Origin of the sequence: Synechococcus sp. M16CYN (assembly GCF_040371545.1) — a bacterium.
Classification (GTDB): domain Bacteria; phylum Cyanobacteriota; class Cyanobacteriia; order PCC-6307; family Cyanobiaceae; genus Parasynechococcus.
This window is the reverse complement of record NZ_AP029048.1, coordinates 93739-111034: the sequence shown is the minus strand read 5'-3', so window position 1 is coordinate 111034 and position 17296 is coordinate 93739. Positions and strand designations below refer to the sequence as shown.

Annotated in this window: 19 protein-coding genes; 10 read left to right on the top strand and 9 right to left on the bottom strand. The window is 50.1% G+C overall.

Annotated features, from left to right (window positions below; all coding sequences use genetic code 11):
* Positions 1–88: 88 nt before the first annotated feature.
* Together ABWV55_RS00560 and ABWV55_RS00555 are read right to left on the bottom strand one after the other, a co-directional pair.
* Positions 89–244 (bottom strand): hypothetical protein, encoded by a 156-nt coding sequence (locus ABWV55_RS00560; protein ID WP_353291846.1) that lies wholly within the window; start codon positions 242–244, stop codon positions 89–91.
* Between the two features lie 2248 nt (positions 245–2492).
* Positions 2493–2996, bottom strand: coding sequence for a DUF2062 domain-containing protein (locus ABWV55_RS00555; protein ID WP_353291845.1), 504 nt, complete (start codon positions 2994–2996; stop codon positions 2493–2495).
* 62 nt (positions 2997–3058) lie between these two features.
* Between ABWV55_RS00555 and mnmE the strand changes: the two genes are divergently transcribed.
* The 5 genes from mnmE (at position 3059) to ABWV55_RS00530 (ending at position 9580) form a co-directional block, all read left to right on the top strand.
* Positions 3059–4420: a tRNA uridine-5-carboxymethylaminomethyl(34) synthesis GTPase MnmE gene (mnmE, locus tag ABWV55_RS00550; protein WP_353291844.1), complete on the top strand. Its 1362-nt coding sequence runs from the start codon at positions 3059–3061 to the stop codon at positions 4418–4420.
* A 25-nt stretch (positions 4421–4445) separates the two neighbouring features.
* Complete coding sequence (gene nadC, locus ABWV55_RS00545; RefSeq protein ID WP_353292767.1) at positions 4446–5288, top strand: carboxylating nicotinate-nucleotide diphosphorylase; 843 nt, start codon at positions 4446–4448, stop codon at positions 5286–5288.
* A gap of 63 nt (positions 5289–5351) precedes the next feature.
* Positions 5352–7133: an arginine--tRNA ligase gene (argS, locus tag ABWV55_RS00540; protein ID WP_353292766.1), complete on the top strand. Its 1782-nt coding sequence runs from the start codon at positions 5352–5354 to the stop codon at positions 7131–7133.
* 330 nt (positions 7134–7463) lie between these two features.
* Positions 7464–8573 (top strand): histidinol-phosphate transaminase, encoded by a 1110-nt coding sequence (locus ABWV55_RS00535; protein WP_353292765.1) that lies wholly within the window; start codon positions 7464–7466, stop codon positions 8571–8573.
* Positions 8570–9580, top strand: coding sequence for an asparaginase (locus ABWV55_RS00530; protein WP_353292764.1), 1011 nt, complete (start codon positions 8570–8572; stop codon positions 9578–9580). The genes ABWV55_RS00535 and ABWV55_RS00530 overlap by 4 nt, the downstream gene beginning before the upstream one ends.
* On the opposite strand, the gene ABWV55_RS00525 is transcribed toward ABWV55_RS00530, so the two are convergent.
* Positions 9577–9846 (bottom strand): DUF3104 domain-containing protein, encoded by a 270-nt coding sequence (locus ABWV55_RS00525; RefSeq protein ID WP_353291843.1) that lies wholly within the window; start codon positions 9844–9846, stop codon positions 9577–9579. The genes ABWV55_RS00530 and ABWV55_RS00525 overlap by 4 nt on opposite strands.
* A 64-nt stretch (positions 9847–9910) precedes the next feature.
* Here ABWV55_RS00525 and ABWV55_RS00520 point away from each other — a divergent pair, with 64 nt between their 5' ends.
* The 3 genes from ABWV55_RS00520 (at position 9911) to ABWV55_RS00510 (ending at position 11297) form a co-directional block, all read left to right on the top strand.
* The gene (locus ABWV55_RS00520; protein ID WP_353291842.1) at positions 9911–10099 is read left to right on the top strand and encodes a hypothetical protein; all 189 of its coding nucleotides are present in this window, start codon (positions 9911–9913) and stop codon (positions 10097–10099) included.
* 379 nt (positions 10100–10478) lie between these two features.
* Entirely contained in the window at positions 10479–10724 is a 246-nt protein-coding gene (locus ABWV55_RS00515) for a hypothetical protein (RefSeq protein ID WP_353291841.1), read from the top strand.
* A 435-nt stretch (positions 10725–11159) separates the two neighbouring features.
* Complete coding sequence (locus ABWV55_RS00510) at positions 11160–11297, top strand: hypothetical protein (RefSeq protein ID WP_353291840.1); 138 nt, start codon at positions 11160–11162, stop codon at positions 11295–11297.
* A gap of 317 nt (positions 11298–11614) precedes the next feature.
* On the opposite strand, the gene ABWV55_RS00505 is transcribed toward ABWV55_RS00510, so the two are convergent.
* From ABWV55_RS00505 to prfB, 5 genes are all read right to left on the bottom strand, one after another.
* On the bottom strand, positions 11615–12229 hold the full coding sequence (locus ABWV55_RS00505; RefSeq protein ID WP_353292763.1) for an aminodeoxychorismate/anthranilate synthase component II: 615 nt from the start codon (positions 12227–12229) through the stop codon (positions 11615–11617).
* A gap of 26 nt (positions 12230–12255) precedes the next feature.
* Positions 12256–12657 carry a diacylglycerol kinase family protein gene (locus ABWV55_RS00500; RefSeq protein ID WP_353291839.1) on the bottom strand — a complete coding sequence of 134 codons (402 nt, stop codon included), beginning with the start codon at positions 12655–12657 and terminating at the stop codon, positions 12256–12258.
* Positions 12658–12744: 87 nt separating this feature from the next.
* Positions 12745–13272, bottom strand: coding sequence for an rRNA maturation RNase YbeY (gene ybeY / locus ABWV55_RS00495; protein ID WP_353291838.1), 528 nt, complete (start codon positions 13270–13272; stop codon positions 12745–12747).
* A gap of 4 nt (positions 13273–13276) precedes the next feature.
* Positions 13277–13453 (bottom strand): DUF3285 domain-containing protein, encoded by a 177-nt coding sequence (locus ABWV55_RS00490; protein ID WP_353291837.1) that lies wholly within the window; start codon positions 13451–13453, stop codon positions 13277–13279.
* A gap of 6 nt (positions 13454–13459) precedes the next feature.
* Positions 13460–14588, bottom strand: a protein-coding gene (gene prfB, locus ABWV55_RS00485; protein WP_353291836.1) for a peptide chain release factor 2 whose coding sequence is annotated in 2 segments (ribosomal slippage) — positions 13460–14512 and positions 14514–14588 — 1128 coding nt in all. Because the reading frame shifts where the segments join, the coding sequence is not laid out codon by codon here.
* Between the two features lie 78 nt (positions 14589–14666).
* On the opposite strand from prfB, the gene grxC reads away from it, so the two are divergent.
* Together grxC and gshB are read left to right on the top strand one after the other, a co-directional pair.
* Entirely contained in the window at positions 14667–14924 is a 258-nt protein-coding gene (grxC, locus tag ABWV55_RS00480; RefSeq protein ID WP_353291835.1) for a glutaredoxin 3, read from the top strand.
* A 3-nt stretch (positions 14925–14927) separates the two neighbouring features.
* Positions 14928–15869: a glutathione synthase gene (gene gshB, locus ABWV55_RS00475; RefSeq protein ID WP_353291834.1), complete on the top strand. Its 942-nt coding sequence runs from the start codon at positions 14928–14930 to the stop codon at positions 15867–15869.
* Positions 15870–15875: 6 nt separating this feature from the next.
* Here gshB and ABWV55_RS00470 read toward each other — a convergent pair whose 3' ends face one another.
* Positions 15876–17279 carry an isochorismate synthase gene (locus tag ABWV55_RS00470; RefSeq protein ID WP_353292762.1) on the bottom strand — a complete coding sequence of 468 codons (1404 nt, stop codon included), beginning with the start codon at positions 17277–17279 and terminating at the stop codon, positions 15876–15878.
* Positions 17280–17296 lie beyond the last annotated feature (17 nt).

Here is a 17296-nt window from a genome sequence, read left to right as displayed (position 1 = left end):
CATCATAAAACGCTCCATCTAATAAGTGGAGAGGGTGCAATTTCCTCCTAGAGGTAGGTGAGCCCCGGTTGTCGGATTCATGAACCTTTTAATTACACAACACAAATCTATGGGTCAGTAACTTCCCCATAGTCAACATGATCGGCGGTTGGCGACTCTGTGCCGCGACTTGATGTTGTAGTCCTAGCCGTGTGATGATGCCATAAAGGTTATGAGTTTCGTGTGGGCTGTGACGTTGTGCCACGCCAAAGCTTAAATATGACTTTATGGGCAATCTCTGTTTGTCACTTTTTACTCGAGCGTAAAGGTGCCTAATGTTATTTACGAGTATCGGCGCTACTGATTTTATGTGATTACTATTGCTTTCACCGTAATCGATCCTCTTCTCACAAGCAATCCTCTTGTACTGACAGATTCAAGATCAATGCGCTAACGATCTCTAAATGGCATAGCCTCGTAACATTGACAAGGGTTGTGGACTACCGTGCCGAATTAATCCGGGTACCTCCTCTCGATAAGTATGTGGGTAAGGTTCTACTCAGTGTTCATGATCAAGAAATGTTTCTTGTTTCAGGGTTTAAGGAACGATGTAAGTAATTTCTAACGCTTGTAAAGCGAATAAGTGTCACTATCGTCAAGTGTGAGTCAGGAAACTGATAGATCTGTTTAAGTAGAATAACCTCAGCAAGATCTGTTAGTTGTATTTAAGCAGGTGAGCTTAGTGTGCAACAAAGATAAAAAGTCGTCACTGTTCCTAATTGATTTTCCTTACTTTATCTAATTAAGTATGCTGGTTTCCAGAATTTCGCCACCCTTAGAACAAAGAGTAATAAACTTGGATATCTGAAATTGTAGGGACGACGTTTCGCTTACTTAGAGATTCATGTCTTGCAATATACTGAACTCAAGGTACTCTTGAGTTTGCTCATGGTCTCAGGATTATTAATAATCTGGTTGTCGATAACTACTTGGCCAGTCGTCTTGGGACAACGGCTTCCAGCATTGAGTTGTTCGAGATAGCAAGGAAAGAAATTCAAATCGCAGTTATTAGATACATCGAACTGAATTCTTGCAGGTGGGTGCCTATGCACCTCTACTACTAGGTATAGGAGTTTGGTTTCATGTGAATTTTGGTTTCTGTTTTAGCGTCTCGAGGACCTTATCCGAGCCTTGCAGATCATGGATGTAGCTGAAGCATAGTAATCTTCCCTGTATTACTGAGATATAAGTGACAATTATTTTGCGTTTGTTTCTCAGCCAAAGATATTTTTAATGTCCACTGATGTGGTTACTTGTACTCAGATTTTCTGTAGTGGAAACTACGGATTATTGGTTTGTGAGCCTAACCAACTGATAGACTTTGCTGATTTTATTGATATTAAACTGCATATTGATAGTGGTCTTTTCGCAACGTCTTGGGATGCGTGTGATTCTTGATATCACTCTCAGACTTAAGCGACTGTTGCCAGTAATTCTTGAGTTTAAAAATGTTTTTTGCTACAAGAGTCATGGATAACTAAAAAGTGGAACAATAACCAAAATAAATTCATCCCATATATTTTCACTCTCTGAATCCTAATCCAGCTAGAATTTAGGCAGTCGTAGTTTTTAATCAACGGAATCTGCTTAATTCAGGATCGCTGCAGGACTGAACAGTTTTCTATCGTAATTCTTTTTAAGGTCTAGATCGCTTAGAGTTAAGTGCTTGAGTAAAGTATTTGAATCTGACTCAACTAACACTTTTATCTAAATACTTCTACTTCTTTAGTAATAGCGTTCGCTTCCTCCCGCAATGGTTTAACATCGCTCCACAGATTGCTCTCTGAAATTCCGATTTTAAACGAACTTATTCAATAAGCTTTTTAGGTGATGATCGTATATAGCTAACTTCTCATTAAAGCAGTGTTTAGGAGATGATTGCTTTCAAGGCCTCACATTGATTTAACTTCATCATAAACCAGGCATTATTTTTTAGCGAAACTAGCAAGGAACATCCTCTATCTTTATCGCGGGAATAAGTCCTCGGGTAGTTAGTACACTGGTTTTATAGTAGCTTACTTAAATTAGACGTAGATTATGTACCTGTGGACGCTAGTCGGCAATTGGCTGGATGAAAAAATCACTCTAACCACTTAGCTGAGATTTGTGAGGATCAGAACTCAGGCTGGGATATTAAAGTCAGCGACATTACCGATGCCGGTGATGATTAACTGAGCTTTACGACTCTTGAGGTTTATCTAGCAAAGCGTATCTACCCCTTTGCAGTTTCCGTTATACCGTTTGGACACCGAGAGACTAGGCCGAGGTAGTGGAGCCATTTTTCATTTCCTTTGGTACAGATGCGTAGATACGTAAACTCAGCACCCACTGAGGCACACGAAAGGATTAGCAGATATCTAGTGGCTAAAGCGACGCCTCGTTGGTATTGCTAAGAGAGAAGATCTGCATCAATGGAATAGGGGCCTTTAGAAATCAACTGATCGACTCAGTCCTTAACAGCTCACTTTCGTCACGCTCGGGTTGGATACCGCGCCTCGTCGTCGTGACTGATGCATTTCGTGACGCCGAAACAGTTTATAGGCAAGAACGCCGCCGATGGCCGAACAAACGAGACCGACTAGGCCTGAGCCCAACAGGATCCGCTGGGAAAAATCCCAACCTTGCACCCAGATATCGGTATGAGTGATTCTGCTTGGTGTACTCAAGCTGCTGGGCCCAAGTAAGCTACACCCCACCTGATAGTTAAGCCAGTATAGCGGCACATAGGTGAAGGGATTGCTAATCAGTGTTCCTGCAGCAGCTAATAGGTAGTTGCCTCTTATCAATCCTGCCACACTCATACTCAGGACAACCTGCAACCCAAAAAAAGGGAGGCACCCGCAGAGTACCCCTGCTGCGATACCCCGAGCACGCCGGCCAGGAGTTCCTTCTTGCTCCCGAAGCAACTGTAGATTTCGTCGAAGGTATTGGCGACTGACTGACAATAGCCGGTGCATTTGGGCATCGAATTGAAAAGTGGTCGGATTTTAAATATGGATTTATTGACCCTGACTTTGTTGTGAATTATTCCGAGACCATCGCGGCTGTCGCCACGGCTGTTGCACCAGGCCAAGGAGGGATCGCTATCATTCGATTGTCAGGACCATCGGCTGAAACAATTGGTCGCGCTTTAGTACACTGTCCAGGTCGTCAAAAGTGGGCCAGTCATCGGATCTTGTATGGCTATGTGATGGCGGCCGACGGTCAACACCGTTTAGATGAGGTGTTGTTGTTGCTAATGCGCGCACCGCGCAGTTTCACTGGTGAAGATGTAGTGGAGATTCATTGTCATGGCGGTGTAATTGTAGTGCAGCAGGTGTTGGAGCGGGTGCTAGAACAACCCGGCGTGCGCCGCGCTCTGCCCGGTGAGTTCAGCCGGCAGGCAGTTATGAACGGACGTTTGGATCTCACGCGAGCGGAAGCGGTAAGTGAGTTGGTGGCAGCACGAAGTCGTCGTGCGGCTGATTTGGCGATGGCTGGTCTAGATGGAGGGATTCAGGTGCGGATTACAGTGCTGCGAGAGCGATTGCTGGATCAACTCATAAAGCTGGAAGCCCGGATCGATTTTGAGGAAGATCTGCCGCCGTTGGACGAGATAATCTTATTAAAAGAGCTGCAAGCGGTGCGTGCTGAGCTCTTGGTCTTGGTGGCGGATGGGAAACGAGCCGATCTCCTGCGACGCGGCTTGCGCGTAGCGTTGGTAGGGCGCCCTAATGTGGGGAAAAGCTCATTGTTGAATTTGCTTAGTCGTCGAGAGCGGGCGATTGTGACTGACTTACCAGGAACTACTCGTGATCTACTCGAAAGCGAAATTGTGCTGGCAGGGGTCCCTATTACCTTGCTTGATACTGCAGGAATCCGTAAGACAAACGATGTCGTAGAGCAGCTTGGAATCGCTCGTAGTGAAGAAGCACTCGCTTCTGCAGATGTAGTGGTGTTGATTATTGACCGCCATGACGGATGGACTAATGCTGATGCCGCCTTATGGGCCCGCATACCTCCGGCGGTACCTCGTTTGTTGGTAGCGAATAAGGCTGATCTTCTAGCTGGTTCTATGCCCTCTGATATGCAGCCTGATGTATGTATGTCTGCCTTACAAGGGGAGGGCGAGGAGATGTTGGTGCAAGCCCTTCTGGCGGCTTCGGGGGCCGGTGAAGGAGATGGGTTCTTGATAGCATTAAATCAACGGCAGCGAGATTTAGCAGCCTTAGCAGCGGAGGCCTTAGAGCGGAGCTGTGATGTAGCGGGTCAGCAGCTCCCCTGGGACTTCTGGACGATTGATTTACGCGAGGCGATTCGTCACCTTGGCGAGATCACCGGTGAAGAAATCAATGAAGATATCTTAGAGCGTGTATTCTCCCGATTCTGTATCGGCAAATAGGCTCAACAAAGTTGCGTGTTGCGATGTGGACTGGCAAGCTCCAGCACTTACCCTTGCTTTAGATCGCTGGATAGATGAAGACATCGGCCGCGGTGATCTTACTTCCGTGGCGCTGCAGGGGCAATATGGTTCCGCTCATTGGGTAGCAAAGCAACCCGGTCGCTTTTGTGGCGGTTCGCTTGTACAAAAGTTATTCCATCGCTTGGATCCAAGCTGCCATGTGCAGCTGCTCTTGGCTGATGGTGCGCAGGTACTTCCTGGGCAGCGTTTGCTGGAACTTGAGGGTCCTGCCGCCGCATTGGTGGCTGGTGAACGTACGGCTCTGAATCTGGCTATGCATCTCTCCGGCATCGCCACTGCTACCGCAGATTTGATGCTTCAGCTAAAGGGCACAGCGGTTCGACTGACCGATACTCGTAAGACCACACCAGGATTACGAGTGCTAGAGAAATATGCGGTGCGGTGCGGTGGCGGCGTTAACCATCGCATGGGACTCGATGATGCGGCCATACTCAAAGAGAACCACTTGGCTTGGTCGTGTGGGATCTCCAAAGCGGTTCAAGCTGTCCGTAGTAAGGCTCCTTGGCCAACTCGAATTATTGTAGAAGCAGAAACAGAGAGACAGGCTAGCGAAGCTGTGAAAGCCGGGGCTGACGGGGTGCTATTGGATGAATTCACCCCAGAGCAGCTTATGGGCTTGGTGCCACGGTTGCGTCGGTTGGCCACTAGTGGTCTTCTTGTGGTCGAGGCCTCCGGTGTGCAACCTGAACGGCTGCATGCCTATGCCGTTACTGGGATCGACTTGATTTCAACAAGTGCTCCGGTCACCCGTGGCCGCTGGCTGGATCTCAGCATGCGGTTCAACTAAATTTCTGTTAACAATCTGCGGCAAGAGATGATCAGAGCCGGATCCACTGATCACACGCGGCTCATGCTCAGTCTATTCCATACTTTGGATGTCCAGTTGCGAGAGGCGATGCAGCGGGCCTTCCCGGATGCAAAGATAGAGCTGAATCCCCAACTAGCCCCAGCAAGTAAGCCGGAATTCGGTGATTTCCAAGCTAACGGTGCCCTATCTCTGGCAAAGCTCTTAAAGCAGGCGCCCCACCGAATTGCCGCAGCGATTGTCAACCAGCTCCAAGACGATGCCAGTTTCAATGCGATTTGCTTAAAACCTCAAATCGCTGGACCAGGCTTTATCAATCTTACCGTTAGTCCGGATCGCCTGGCGGCGGAGTTGGCCGCACGCTTGGGGACTGAACGACTCGGCGTTCCAACCGTGGATAGTGCGGCGCCAATAGTTGTGGACTTCTCCAGCCCTAATATCGCCAAGGAAATGCACGTAGGGCATCTACGTTCTACGATCATTGGTGACTCCCTGGCTCGGGTGCTGGAGTTTCGCGGCTATCCGGTACTACGTCTGAATCATTTGGGCGACTGGGGAACCCAATTCGGGATGCTGATTAATCAGCTGAAACAGATAGCACCTAAAGCTTTAGAGACTGCCGACGCAGTAGATTTGGGTGATCTCGTGGCCTTCTATCGTGAAGCCAAGAGGCGCTTCGATGAGGACGAAGATTTTCGGAACAAGTCTCGGAATGAGGTGGTAAAGCTGCAGAGTGGCGACCCAGTATCACTTAATGCCTGGAGTCTGCTCTGCGACCAATCCCGTCGTGAGTTCCAGAAGGTTTACGACCGACTCGACATCCGCCTTAACGAGCGAGGGGAATCATTCTACAACCCCTACTTACCTGCCGTAATCGATGACCTACGATCCGCCAACCTACTAGTTACTGACGATGGTGCCCAATGCGTCTTTCTGAGCGACGTCACCGGTAAAGGTGGTAATCCCCCGCCCATGATTGTCCAGAAGCGCGATGGTGGCTTCAACTACGCTACGACGGACCTTGCAGCGATCCGATATCGTTTTGCATCCGCACCGAATGGCGATGCGGCACGACGAGTAATCTACGTGACAGATGTTGGCCAGGCTAACCACTTCGCTGGTGTGTTTCAGGTGGCGACACGAGCAGGCTGGATCCCAGAAGGTGCCAGACTGGAGCATGTGCCTTTCGGCTTGGTGCAGGGGGAGGATGGTAAAAAATTAAAAACCCGTTCTGGTGACACCGTGCGGCTTAGTGATCTATTGGACGAGGCGGTGGGTCGAGCCGAAGATGATTTACGGTCTCGCTTGAAGGAAGAGAAGCGTGACGAGACAGAAGAATTCGTAACCCAAGTAGCGAGCACAGTCGGCCTCGCAGCCGTAAAGTACGCTGATCTCAGCCAAAATCGTCTCACTAACTATCAGTTCTCCTTTGATCGGATGCTTGCCATGCAAGGCAATACCGCACCTTATCTGTTGTATACCCTCGTGCGTATTGCTGGCATTGCCCGAAAGGCGGAAAAAGAGAGGGGTTCCCAGCCAGCTTCTGTTAGTCTGCAACTCAGCGAGCCTCAAGAGTGGGCTCTCGCGCGGGAGCTGTTGAAGTTCGACAATGTAATTATTGAAGTGGAGGAAGAACTCCTACCCAATCGTCTCTGCGGTTACCTGTTTGAACTCAGTCAGGTATTTAATCGCTTTTATGATCAGGTACCTGTGCTGAAAGCGAAGCCCGCCGGCTTTGCGTCTCGCTTAGCTCTTTGCCGTCATACAGCAGACACTTTGCAATGTGGCTTGGGTCTGCTGGGAATTCCCGCGCTTGAACGGATGTGACTTTACCCGTGGCGGACCCGTAGCAACTCAACCAGCTGGAATACAGGAGCTGACGCTATCAAACGCCCACCGCTCTAGATGATTTATTCCAAGAACGTCGATCGCGCCCGCCGGCTTAGGGAATGAATTTGGTGATGCCAGCATATCTACTACATCTTATCGGCTTTTTTATTTGCTTTAGAGGTATTGAGAAGTGACTTTGCGAGTCAGTAGTAAGGAAAAGTCAGTCCCTAGCATCGGCAAGTGAAAGATGATCAATCTCCCCCATTACTTTTACTTGTACCACGATCATCAGACTGGTTACATACATTTTCCTGCCTCGCTGCGTTAGTGTCTCCTGGTGACTACCCCGCCCCGCCTCTGGCAAACGCGGCGGTTGAGCAATTACAACCCTACAGAGCGCCGTTAGAAGGGCGTCGACGGTTCTTGTTGAGACTGGATTTCAACGAGAACACCATGGGTTGTAGTCCGCTGGTGACACGTGCGGTGCGCAATTTGAGTGCTGAGGAGATCGCTGTCTATCCCGAATATGAAGGACTAAGCGAGGCAGTGGTTAAAAATCTGTTGGAGGGTGGTTGTCGCGCTGGGCTGAAGCCTGAGCAGGTAGGCCTATTCAACGGAGTAGACGCAGCCATTCACGCCGTATTTCAGGCCTATGGCGATAGAGGTGATCAACTGCTAACTACAGCGCCCACCTTTGGCTATTACAACCCTTGTGCTCAGATGCAGGGGATGACGATTGAAGCTATTCCTTACGAAGGACATGCATTCTCATTTCCGTGGGCAGGAATCCAAGCATCTTTGCAGAAACAAGTGCCACGGTTGCTGCTGATTTGCAATCCCAATAACCCCACCGGTACGCGTCTAGATCCGGAACGTGTTATAGAGTTGGCGTCAACGACCCCCAGCACTCTAGTCGTAGTTGATGAGTTGTATGAGGCGTTCACTGGCGACAGTGTGTTACCGGTTGCTAGTTTTGCTATCACGCCGAACCTTCTTGTCCTCCGTTCGTTAGCGAAAACTGCCGGGTTAGCAGGGCTCCGCGTCGGCTTTGCTATTGGGCATTCCAGTGTGATCGACCGTATCAGCCGGGTAACCGGTCCTTATGACGTTAACAGTTTAGCGGTGTCTGCAGCGTTCGCCGCATTAGCGGATCAGTCTTATGTAGATGCTTACGTAGCTGAGGTACTGAGGGCAAAGGACTGGACTTTGCGAATGCTGCGGCAGGCGTGCGTGCGTTACCATTGCGACGGCGGCAATTACTTGCTGTTATGGCCAAAGCGGCCGGTAGCGGAAGTGGATGCTGATCTAAGAGCTGCGGGAATCTTGGTACGTTCGATGGCTGGTAAGCCGTTGATTGATGGTTGTTTTCGCGTGAGCATCGGGACGACAGGCCAGATGCGGCGATTCGTCAAAGCCTACCTTCACGTCGACCCATGAAACGGCTGCTTATACTGACGACGGGCGGAACGATAGCCGGGCGCGGCAACGACAGCGCACAGCTAGACCATTATACCGCTGGCGTGATAGCAGGCGATGAGCTGCTAAAGGCAGTGCCACAAGTGCAAGAGCTAGCAATACTGCAATTAGAGCAAATTGCCAACGTAGACAGTGCCGACTTACGGCTTACACACTGGCGCAGCTTAGTGGAGCGTATTCGCGAAGTTTTTGCTGAGGACTCCGAGGTGGCGGGGGTGGTGATCACTCATGGTACCAATACGCTTGAGGAAACTGCTTGGTTGCTGCAGTTGTTGATCGATGATCCACGTCCGATTGTGTTGGTGGGTGCAATGCGGCCGGCTACAGCGCTTAGTGCTGATGGTCCGCTCAACCTTCTACAAGCCGTACAAGTAGCGCTGAGCTCTGCGGCTCGTGGTCAAGGAGTGCTAATAGTCATGGATGGCCAGATTCACTGTGCTGAAGCTGTTACTAAAAGCGCCACCCAGGGTGTTGGCGCTTTTACAAGTCCCGGTATAGGACCCTTAGGTTGGGTGGATGATGCCGGTGTTCATCTTTTGTATCTTGTTAATCGGCGTCCCAAGCCGTTAGCCCAACTCCAGCTTCGAGATGAATGGCCTCAGGTGGCCATTGTCTATGGGTGTGTTGAACCTCCGGCTGCTTTGATTTCAGCACTTCTCATGGCAGAGGTACAAGGGATGGTGTTCACCGGCACAGGATCAGGACAGCTCTCTGAGTTAGAGCATTCCAGTTTGCATTCCTGGAAAGGACCCTTACCCTTGATGCTCTATTCAAACCGATGCGGTTCCGGGCTCGTTCATAACAATGAGTACCAGTCGCGACTCGGTTTGCTGCCGGCAGGTCGTCTCAACCCCCAGAAAGCACGAGTGCTGCTGATGCTGGCTTTGATTGCAGGATTCGATCGTTCTGGCCTGGCCTTTCTACTTCAATACTCAGCCAGTGTGGTGTCTGATTTTGATTTGATTTAAAGAGCGGTGAACGGTGTGTGGATAGGAAGCCGAACCTGTTGAATCTGATCTTCGTTAACCAAACAGACCAAACCTGTATCGACATCGACAACTTGAAGTAGACGAGACGCTTGGGGATCTTGACCGGAGTCTTCTACGCACAGCACCTCCCCCATCCACCAATCTTGAGATTCAGTAGATCTGGCCTCGGGACTATTCCAGACAATCACTAAATCCCCCGCTTGAACAGAACTGACAACTGGCCGCTCTCGGATGGGGGCAGCCACCGCTCCACTGCCAATACTCATACCGCCTTGAATTAGTACAAGTGTTCTGTTTATGGTGCTTTTGATGGTCAAGGGCTCGCATCTCCGTGCCATTCATGGCCAAGAAATGGGTGCAGGGGGGAGAGCTAAATCACTCAATCTCAATCATCACAATCCATTTAGAGTCAGAATGCTTACACGCCATCGTCACAAAACTACTGGATTCAGTTCAAGAACTAACCGCGTCGACAGATCTAGCTATGGACTTTTGTGAGAGTGTCTAGGCAAAGAATATTTTTTGTTTATTTAACTACTTAATATTTTAAGTGTATTAGGTGGATCCCCACGCTCGGATTTGAATTGTACCCATGGTGCTGGATACAATAAGCAGTTAATAATTTCCTTATCCCGAAACTAAGTTTGGTCTGAGGCGAAACGATCATTTGATCTGCGAAGTTTGAAAGACCTTGAAACTATGCAAACCGGATCATCATTGCGCACGACGTTTAAGGCTGCCAACCTTATTTACTCGTACTTAATATTTAGCCTATATCCTCGAGCCAGGCTTTTCGCTCTTCGTGTTGACTGGCGTTGTGTAAATGAAACTTAGATGTTTATTTTACAATGATTAGATCGACATAATGAGGGCCGCGATGCCAAGCAAAAGTAAGTTGAAGTGCTGGGTTTGGTTAAAGGGAAGCTCCCGTCAGGATTGTGCACGTTGGGAAAGTGGCTGGGTAGGAATACCGTCTGATTTGGGAGGTATTCGCATCGAGCACCCCGATTATGTGTCTTGCCGGGTGCCTGATTGGCGAGTGTCTTGGGAAGAGCCTGCCGACCTAAAAGTAGCTCCTAAAATTCCAGACGACACTCAATGGAAGCTGATTCCGACAGGTTGAAAGAAAAATAATGACTTTTAAAACCTCAAGAGTGCTTACACTCTTTGTACTTGGTTCAGACCTACTATAGCCCTGCTGTCGTTACTGAGCATTCAACGCTCGGCCTATTTAGTTGCAGTTTTCGGCTCTTAGTGCAACCGAATTAGCCTAAGGGCTTTAACTTGTTGGAAGTCGTCTTTGTTATAGGGTTTTGGTGTTATTTTGCATAGTGTTCCATTCCATGCCTTGACCTTTGGTAAGCAATGTCAAAATTGGTCTGCAGTCGGGCCGTAGCTTAATTTCATTTCGTCTGAAAATAATGCTGTGATGGTGGTCTACAAACGAATCTCAGACTAGATTTGATTTCCTGGAAGTTGACCTTACAAGCGCTATCAAAATCTTACTTCAGTTATTGCATTATAATTTGAGTCATCCAACGTTACTCGACCGGATTAATTGATCGGGATTCTGTATAGCTGTGATGCAAGCGGCAGCGTTGAAAAGAGGCTGCGTGCCCACTCTATTGTGGCCTATAGAAACGTTGCCCTTGACGTGCTACACGAAGGAAAGACACTTGCCCTTGGATTTGGCTAGTTCATCAAAATGGCAGCTTTGTTACCATTGAGTACCTGTTGTTGCTACCGGATTTCAATGATCAAAATGAATTAATAAGAATTTAAGTCAAGCTGTCTCAAGAGTACCGAATCAGTGCAGGTGATGATTAGATCAGTGTTTGCGCCAGCCGCGTTAAATGGGCAAAATTCGAACTCCTCGCTGCCAAAACCAGACTATGGCGCTGGCAAAATTTTAGCTACCCACCCTGTCACTGGGTTCATAAAAATCCTTCAAGTTTAATACCCGCTGACTTGATATTGATAAGGCCCGGCCCTATAAAAGGGAGACATCTCCTGCTAGGGAGCGACCCACCGGCGGCTTGCAACCGCTTCTGTTAGGAAGTTGGCTAGTAGTTGGTGGCCAGCGTCAGTGAGTACACTTTCTGGATGGAATTGTACCCCTTGCAGGTGAGTATAACTTCGATGTCGCAAGCCCATCACCATGCCATCTGCCAGCCAAGCAGTGACTTCTAAGCATGGAGGTAGACTGTTTCGATCTGCCACAAGGCTATGGTACCGGGTGGCTGTTAGAGGCTGGGGTAAGCCAGCAAACACTCCCTTCCCACCATGTAGTACCGGCGAGGTTTTGCCGTGCATAGGTTCTGGTGCACGTACCACCTTGCCGCCGTAGACTTGTGCCAAAGCCTGATGACCGAGACATACTCCGAGGGTGGGAATTGTAGGAGATAGGTTTCGCAGCACATCTAGGCAGACGCCGGACTGATCAGGGTCACCAGGGCCCGGTGAAAGCAGAATTGCTGCGGGATCCAAGCGACTAATTTCAGCCAGGCTCATAGCATCATTGCGTTCAACCCTGAGATCGGCAGCTACAGGGTGTTGAGCGGAGAGTTCTCCCAAGTATTGCACCAAATTAAAAGTAAAACTGTCGTAGTTATCAATGATCAGCAGCATTCGCAAGAAATGGCGAGAAGGTGAAATCAAAGCCCCAAGCGAAGCGTCAAAGGGGGCAGAAGTAGAAATAAAGCAATCAGGATAGAGCTGATTGCAGCTGTCAGAACTGCCGCTGCTGCACAGTCCTTCGCAATACGGGCTAGGGGATGGTAGCGCCGACCAACAGCCAAGTCCACTACAGCTTCCATAGCAGTGTTCAATAGCTCTAATACGAGAACGGCTGTCACCGTGAATACCAACACAGCCAAGCGAATCACATCAAGCTGCAGCCAGCCGGCCAAAGCAAAGACCAACGAACCTATTAGCACGTGGATGCGAAAGTTGTGTTGGGTTACGAATGCATAGCCCAAGCCTTGGGCAGCGTAACGAAAGCTGGCGAGAAAATCTTTGGCAACGCGCCAGCTTTCGTTACGAAGTGATCGAGACATGACCACAACCCCGTCCGGTATTGAGGATCTGTAGATAGCAATTAGCGAAGTTTTGGTGAGCATAAAAATTTATTTAATCTTCATGTGTCATCTATCCTTAGTAAAAATTTTACTTGTTATCTCTAGGAGACGTTCCTGAAGAGCAAGCATCGAACTAAGGCTAACGTCATTGTAATGGTCCCACCCCAGAAGGTGTAGGAGACCATGACTAACAAGCCATTGCAGTTCCCGTTCTAGGCTGTGACGGTACTCTTGGGCCTGACGTCGGGCCATGTCCAGTGACACGATAATGTCGCCGAGTTCCACAGCTGCGCCATCCATCCATTTTGACGTTCCTTCGAGAGCAGCGAACGACAGCACGTCAGTGGGATTTGGTTTCTGCCGCCATTGGTTGTTCAGATCAGCGATGCCAGCATCATCAGTGAAGCTAAGTCCAAGGCTGACCTCGGTGGCCTGTCGTACGACGAATGGACAGCGGAGCTTAGGATCAGTGCGAACTAGTTCAATCCAATGGTTAAATACCAGAGCCCAAGCAGTGTCTGACAAGAGCCGATCATTATCTTCTTCTAGCAGGTCAACCCCGGCGAAGCCAAAAGCGAGGTCAGTTTTTATCACTCATTTACTGGGGCAAAGTCGGTCGACCCAACCAGGCCACCAGGGTGATGAAGCCAAGGAACCCTATGGCAGTTAGACTGAAGTGAAGAGCGCTTTGCCGTCCCTTGCGCACCATGTTACGCATTGCTTGCTTCACAAAGCTGGGCTGTGGTGTGGTGGTTTGACTGGGTTTAATGCTCATAGGTAGTTAACTGCTTGCATCATTGTCAGAACGCTCAACACCTTGCCGTAAAGACGCGTCAATGAACGGATCAAGCGCGCCATCCATCACGGCTTGCACATCACTGGTCTCTTTCTGTGTGCGCAAATCTTTCACCATCTGGTAAGGGTGGAAGACGTAGTTGCGAATCTGGTTACCCCAGGCCGCACTCACACTATCGCCACGGATGTCGGCGATTTCTGCTGCCCTCTGTTCCTGCGCAATTACTAACAACTTGGCCTTGAGCAAGATCATAGCTTTTTCTCTATTTTGGAGCTGGGAGCGCTCCTGGGTGCAGCGCACCGCCAAACCGGTCGGCAAATGCTGGATGCGTACAGCGGTTTCGACTTTGTTGACATTTTGACCACCAGCACCGCCGGACCGAGAGGTCGTTATTTCCAAGTCTTTCTCGGGAATATCTACGTCAATGCTATCCTCCAATTTTGGCATTACCTCAATGCCAGCAAAACTAGTTTGGCGCTTGCCATTAGTGTTAAACGGTGAGATCCGAACCAGACGATGCGTGCCCTTCTCGTTGCGAAGGTATCCGTAAGCGTAACGGCCTTCCACTTCAATAGTGACGCTTTTAATACCGGCTTCTTCCCCCTCGCTGAGCTCATCAACTGTCACCCTCATGTTGTGATCTTCCGCCCAGCGGGTATACATGCGTAACAGCATTTGGGCCCAATCCTGAGCGTCGGTGCCTCCGGCGCCGGCGTTGATGCTGAGTACAGCTCCCTCTTTATCGTATTCACCGCTAAACAAGCGCTCGAGTTCCCAGCGCTCGAGTCCTTGGCGAAGATAGTCGAGGCCCCGCTGAGCTTCTGAAAGCATGTCTTCGTCAGCTTCCAGCTCATAGAGCTCGAGGGTAGCCTTAGCGTCATCGATGGCGCTGCACCAGTTCGCCAGCTGCTGTAATTGGGCTCTCACTTCATCGAGGTATCGCATCTGTTTCTGCGCATTTCGCTGGTCGTCCCAAAAATCAGGTTGTGCGACGAGCTGTTCCAGATCCTGCTGCTTAGCAGCCAGCGTAGGAACGTCAAAGACAGTCCTGGGCGTTGCCCAGGCGGTCAGTTAGCTCAGATAAGTCGCGTTTGAAGTCAGTGAAATCAGGCAAGGAGCTGACCTTAATCGAATCCGAAGCTATCAGCGCATTTGCTTCATAGAGTCCCGAATATGGTGTTTTGTTTTTGTCATGGCCAAGGTTGAGATCTACACCTGGCGTACGTGTCCGTTCTGTATTCGAGCCAAAGCTTTGTTGGAGGCCAAAGGCTCGGCATACATCGAAATCAATTTGGATGGCGACGAGCTTGGCCGTGATGCAATGGCTGCTCGCAGCAATGGGTGCCGCAGCGTTCCTCAGATCTTCATCAACGATTATCACGTGGGTGGTTGTGATGATCTGCATGCCTTAGAGCAAGCAGGAAAGCTTGATCTCCTTCTCAAGGTCTAAGTCATGCGCCAGCTGTTTGTTTTGGATCCCTTCCAACGTATTAATCCATTCAAGGATTCGTCGGCTGCCCTGATGCAAGCAGCGCAACGTGCCGACGATGAGGTGTGGGCGTGCACCCCGGCTGATCTGATTGCTCGTGGTGATAAACCGTTGGCAATGGCACTGCCAGTAACTCCGGATCCATGGATCAGCATTGGAGCGGGAGAACGTCAGTGCCTCACTACCTTCGATGTAATATGGATGCGCAAGGACCCGCCAGTAGACGAAGCGTACTTATATGCCACCCATTTACTTGAAGTAGCGGAACGTGCAGGAGTGCGTGTGCTCAACCGCCCCAGTGCTTTGCGCGCGTGGAATGAGAAGCTTGGCGCTTTGCGTTTTTGTCGATGGATGGCTCCCACGACGGTATCTGGTCGGGTAGCAGAGCTTAAAGCCTTTACCCAAGAACAAGGTGACGTAGTGCTCAAACCGCTCGGGGGACGTGCCGGTTTCGGTGTGATTCGGGTAAATGCTGAGGTCCCTAATCTGAAAGCCTTATTGGAGTTAGTAACTGAGCAGGAGCGTCTACCAGTGATGGCTCAAGCCTTCCTACCGGCAGTTACTGATGGCGATAAGCGGATCATATTGGTGGATGGTGAGCCTCTAGGGGCAGTTAACCGTCGCCCCTTGGCCGGTGAGTTCCGCAGTAATCTGGCAGTAGGTGGTCAGGCAGAAGCTACGGAACTCACAAACCGGGAACGACAAATTTGTGCTGCCTTAGCACCGGCCCTACAGGCTGAGGGCCTATTTTTTGTAGGCATCGATGTGATCGACGGAATGCTGAGCGAAATCAACGTCACCAGTCCTACCGGGGTGCGAGAGGTGGAGCGACTGATGCAGCAGCCGATAGCGGATCAAACAATTGATCGACTTCACCGCGCTTTCCAAATATCGTCCCAAATTTAAAGGAATTTAAGGTGCATAGTTTTGAGAAGAGCTTAAGGTCAGCTGGTTAGCAAGGACAGTCAGTTTCAAGCCCACTTCTTGCAGCTCTCGTTCTGCGGTAGATCCACGCACCAGGCCTGCACCAGCGGTGAGATCTAAGTAATGCCCTTTGGCATGACCACAGCGAATAGCAACTCGCAATTCAGCGTCTCCAGCCTTGTCAATCCAGCCAATCGGAGCGGCGTAACTTCCCCTTTCAAAGGGTTCCAAAGTACGTAGCCAAGCCATAGCCTCACATCGAGGAAGACCAGCAACCGCAGGAGTGGGGTGCAACTGTTCGGCGAGAGATAGTGCTGAGTGTCCCTGAGCGTCGGCAACAATTGGGGTGTGCAGATGGGTTAGGTGTCCATGACGGGCTAGTTGGGGTTGGCGCTGCCGCAAGGGCGATAAGCCGCTGTGGCGAAGCTGGTCGATGATGGTTTCTACTACAAGTTCATGTTCTCTTCTGTCTTTATCCGAATGTAGCAATTGCTGGCCGCTCTCACTCGGGCCTGCTGTACCAGCGAGGGCATCGCTACTCAAACGACTACCGCGAAGGCTTAACAGGCGTTCTGGAGAAGCGCCGAAAAGTACATCACCAGTGTCGCGCTGCCAGAGTAAGCGACAACTGCCGGCCTGTTGGCGCCGTAGACGGGCCAATAGGGGTAAAGGGTCGAAGTGCGGTCCCACATAAATGGATTGACGCACTGCCAACACCAATTTGCGAAGCTCACCGCTATTAATTAGCTCTAAGCCACGGTTAAGGGCATCAGCATAGCGCCGCTGCCAAGAATCAATCTTGTGTCTATCGAGCCGGACGGCGGGACTGAGAGAGAGCTTGAATTCAGTCCTCTCGTCTTGCAATGCGCCGCGTTTCAACCATAGCTGCTCGGCTAGCTCACGTGCTTCTGCCGTGTTATTCACGACACCGTTCAACCTGAGCCAGCCGCACCTTCCTTGTCGACTGAGTTGCCAGCGGGGCAAAACCGCCTGCACCGATGGGCTGCTATGGATGCCATAGTGGCATTCGCTAGTCTGGTTGAAAAACTGAAATGAAAGCAACACTCGCGGACGTGAAAACGCTGGAGTGTCTGGTCTGCCATCAGTTAAACGGCCAAGGCTAAGGTCGACGAAACGCTGGGCGAGTTCAAATCGGCGAGCACTGGCCAGTTCGAGTTGTTGACAGCGGCCGGCGACCGCTAAGCAGATACCAGGTGCGTTGTCCCATAGGACGCGGAATGTCTCTTTCATTGCCAGTTGTGGCAACGCCTGGAGCGGATCTATGCGGTCTAAAGGCAGGCATAAACTCAACAGTCCTTCATCGTGACGACGCTCGCTCCAGCTCCGTTGTGCAGCAGTAAGCAGTTCGCCGAAACTGAGATCAGTCGACATCCGTGGAGTGACTGGCC

Coding starts and splice junctions, on each gene's coding strand:
- ABWV55_RS00530 (WP_353292764.1), top strand. CDS start 8,570: ATGAAACGGCTGCTTATACTGACGACGGGCGGAACGATAGCCGGGCGC.
- grxC (WP_353291835.1), top strand. CDS start 14,667: ATGGCCAAGGTTGAGATCTACACCTGGCGTACGTGTCCGTTCTGTATT.
- ABWV55_RS00500 (WP_353291839.1), bottom strand. CDS start 12,657: ATGTCTCGATCACTTCGTAACGAAAGCTGGCGCGTTGCCAAAGATTTT.
- ABWV55_RS00470 (WP_353292762.1), bottom strand. CDS start 17,279: ATGTCGACTGATCTCAGTTTCGGCGAACTGCTTACTGCTGCACAACGG.
- gshB (WP_353291834.1), top strand. CDS start 14,928: ATGCGCCAGCTGTTTGTTTTGGATCCCTTCCAACGTATTAATCCATTC.
- ABWV55_RS00515 (WP_353291841.1), top strand. CDS start 10,479: ATGCCAAGCAAAAGTAAGTTGAAGTGCTGGGTTTGGTTAAAGGGAAGC.
- ABWV55_RS00520 (WP_353291842.1), top strand. CDS start 9,911: ATGGTCAAGGGCTCGCATCTCCGTGCCATTCATGGCCAAGAAATGGGT.
- argS (WP_353292766.1), top strand. CDS start 5,352: ATGCTCAGTCTATTCCATACTTTGGATGTCCAGTTGCGAGAGGCGATG.
- ABWV55_RS00555 (WP_353291845.1), bottom strand. CDS start 2,996: ATGCACCGGCTATTGTCAGTCAGTCGCCAATACCTTCGACGAAATCTA.
- ABWV55_RS00490 (WP_353291837.1), bottom strand. CDS start 13,453: ATGAGCATTAAACCCAGTCAAACCACCACACCACAGCCCAGCTTTGTG.
- ABWV55_RS00505 (WP_353292763.1), bottom strand. CDS start 12,229: ATGCTGCTGATCATTGATAACTACGACAGTTTTACTTTTAATTTGGTG.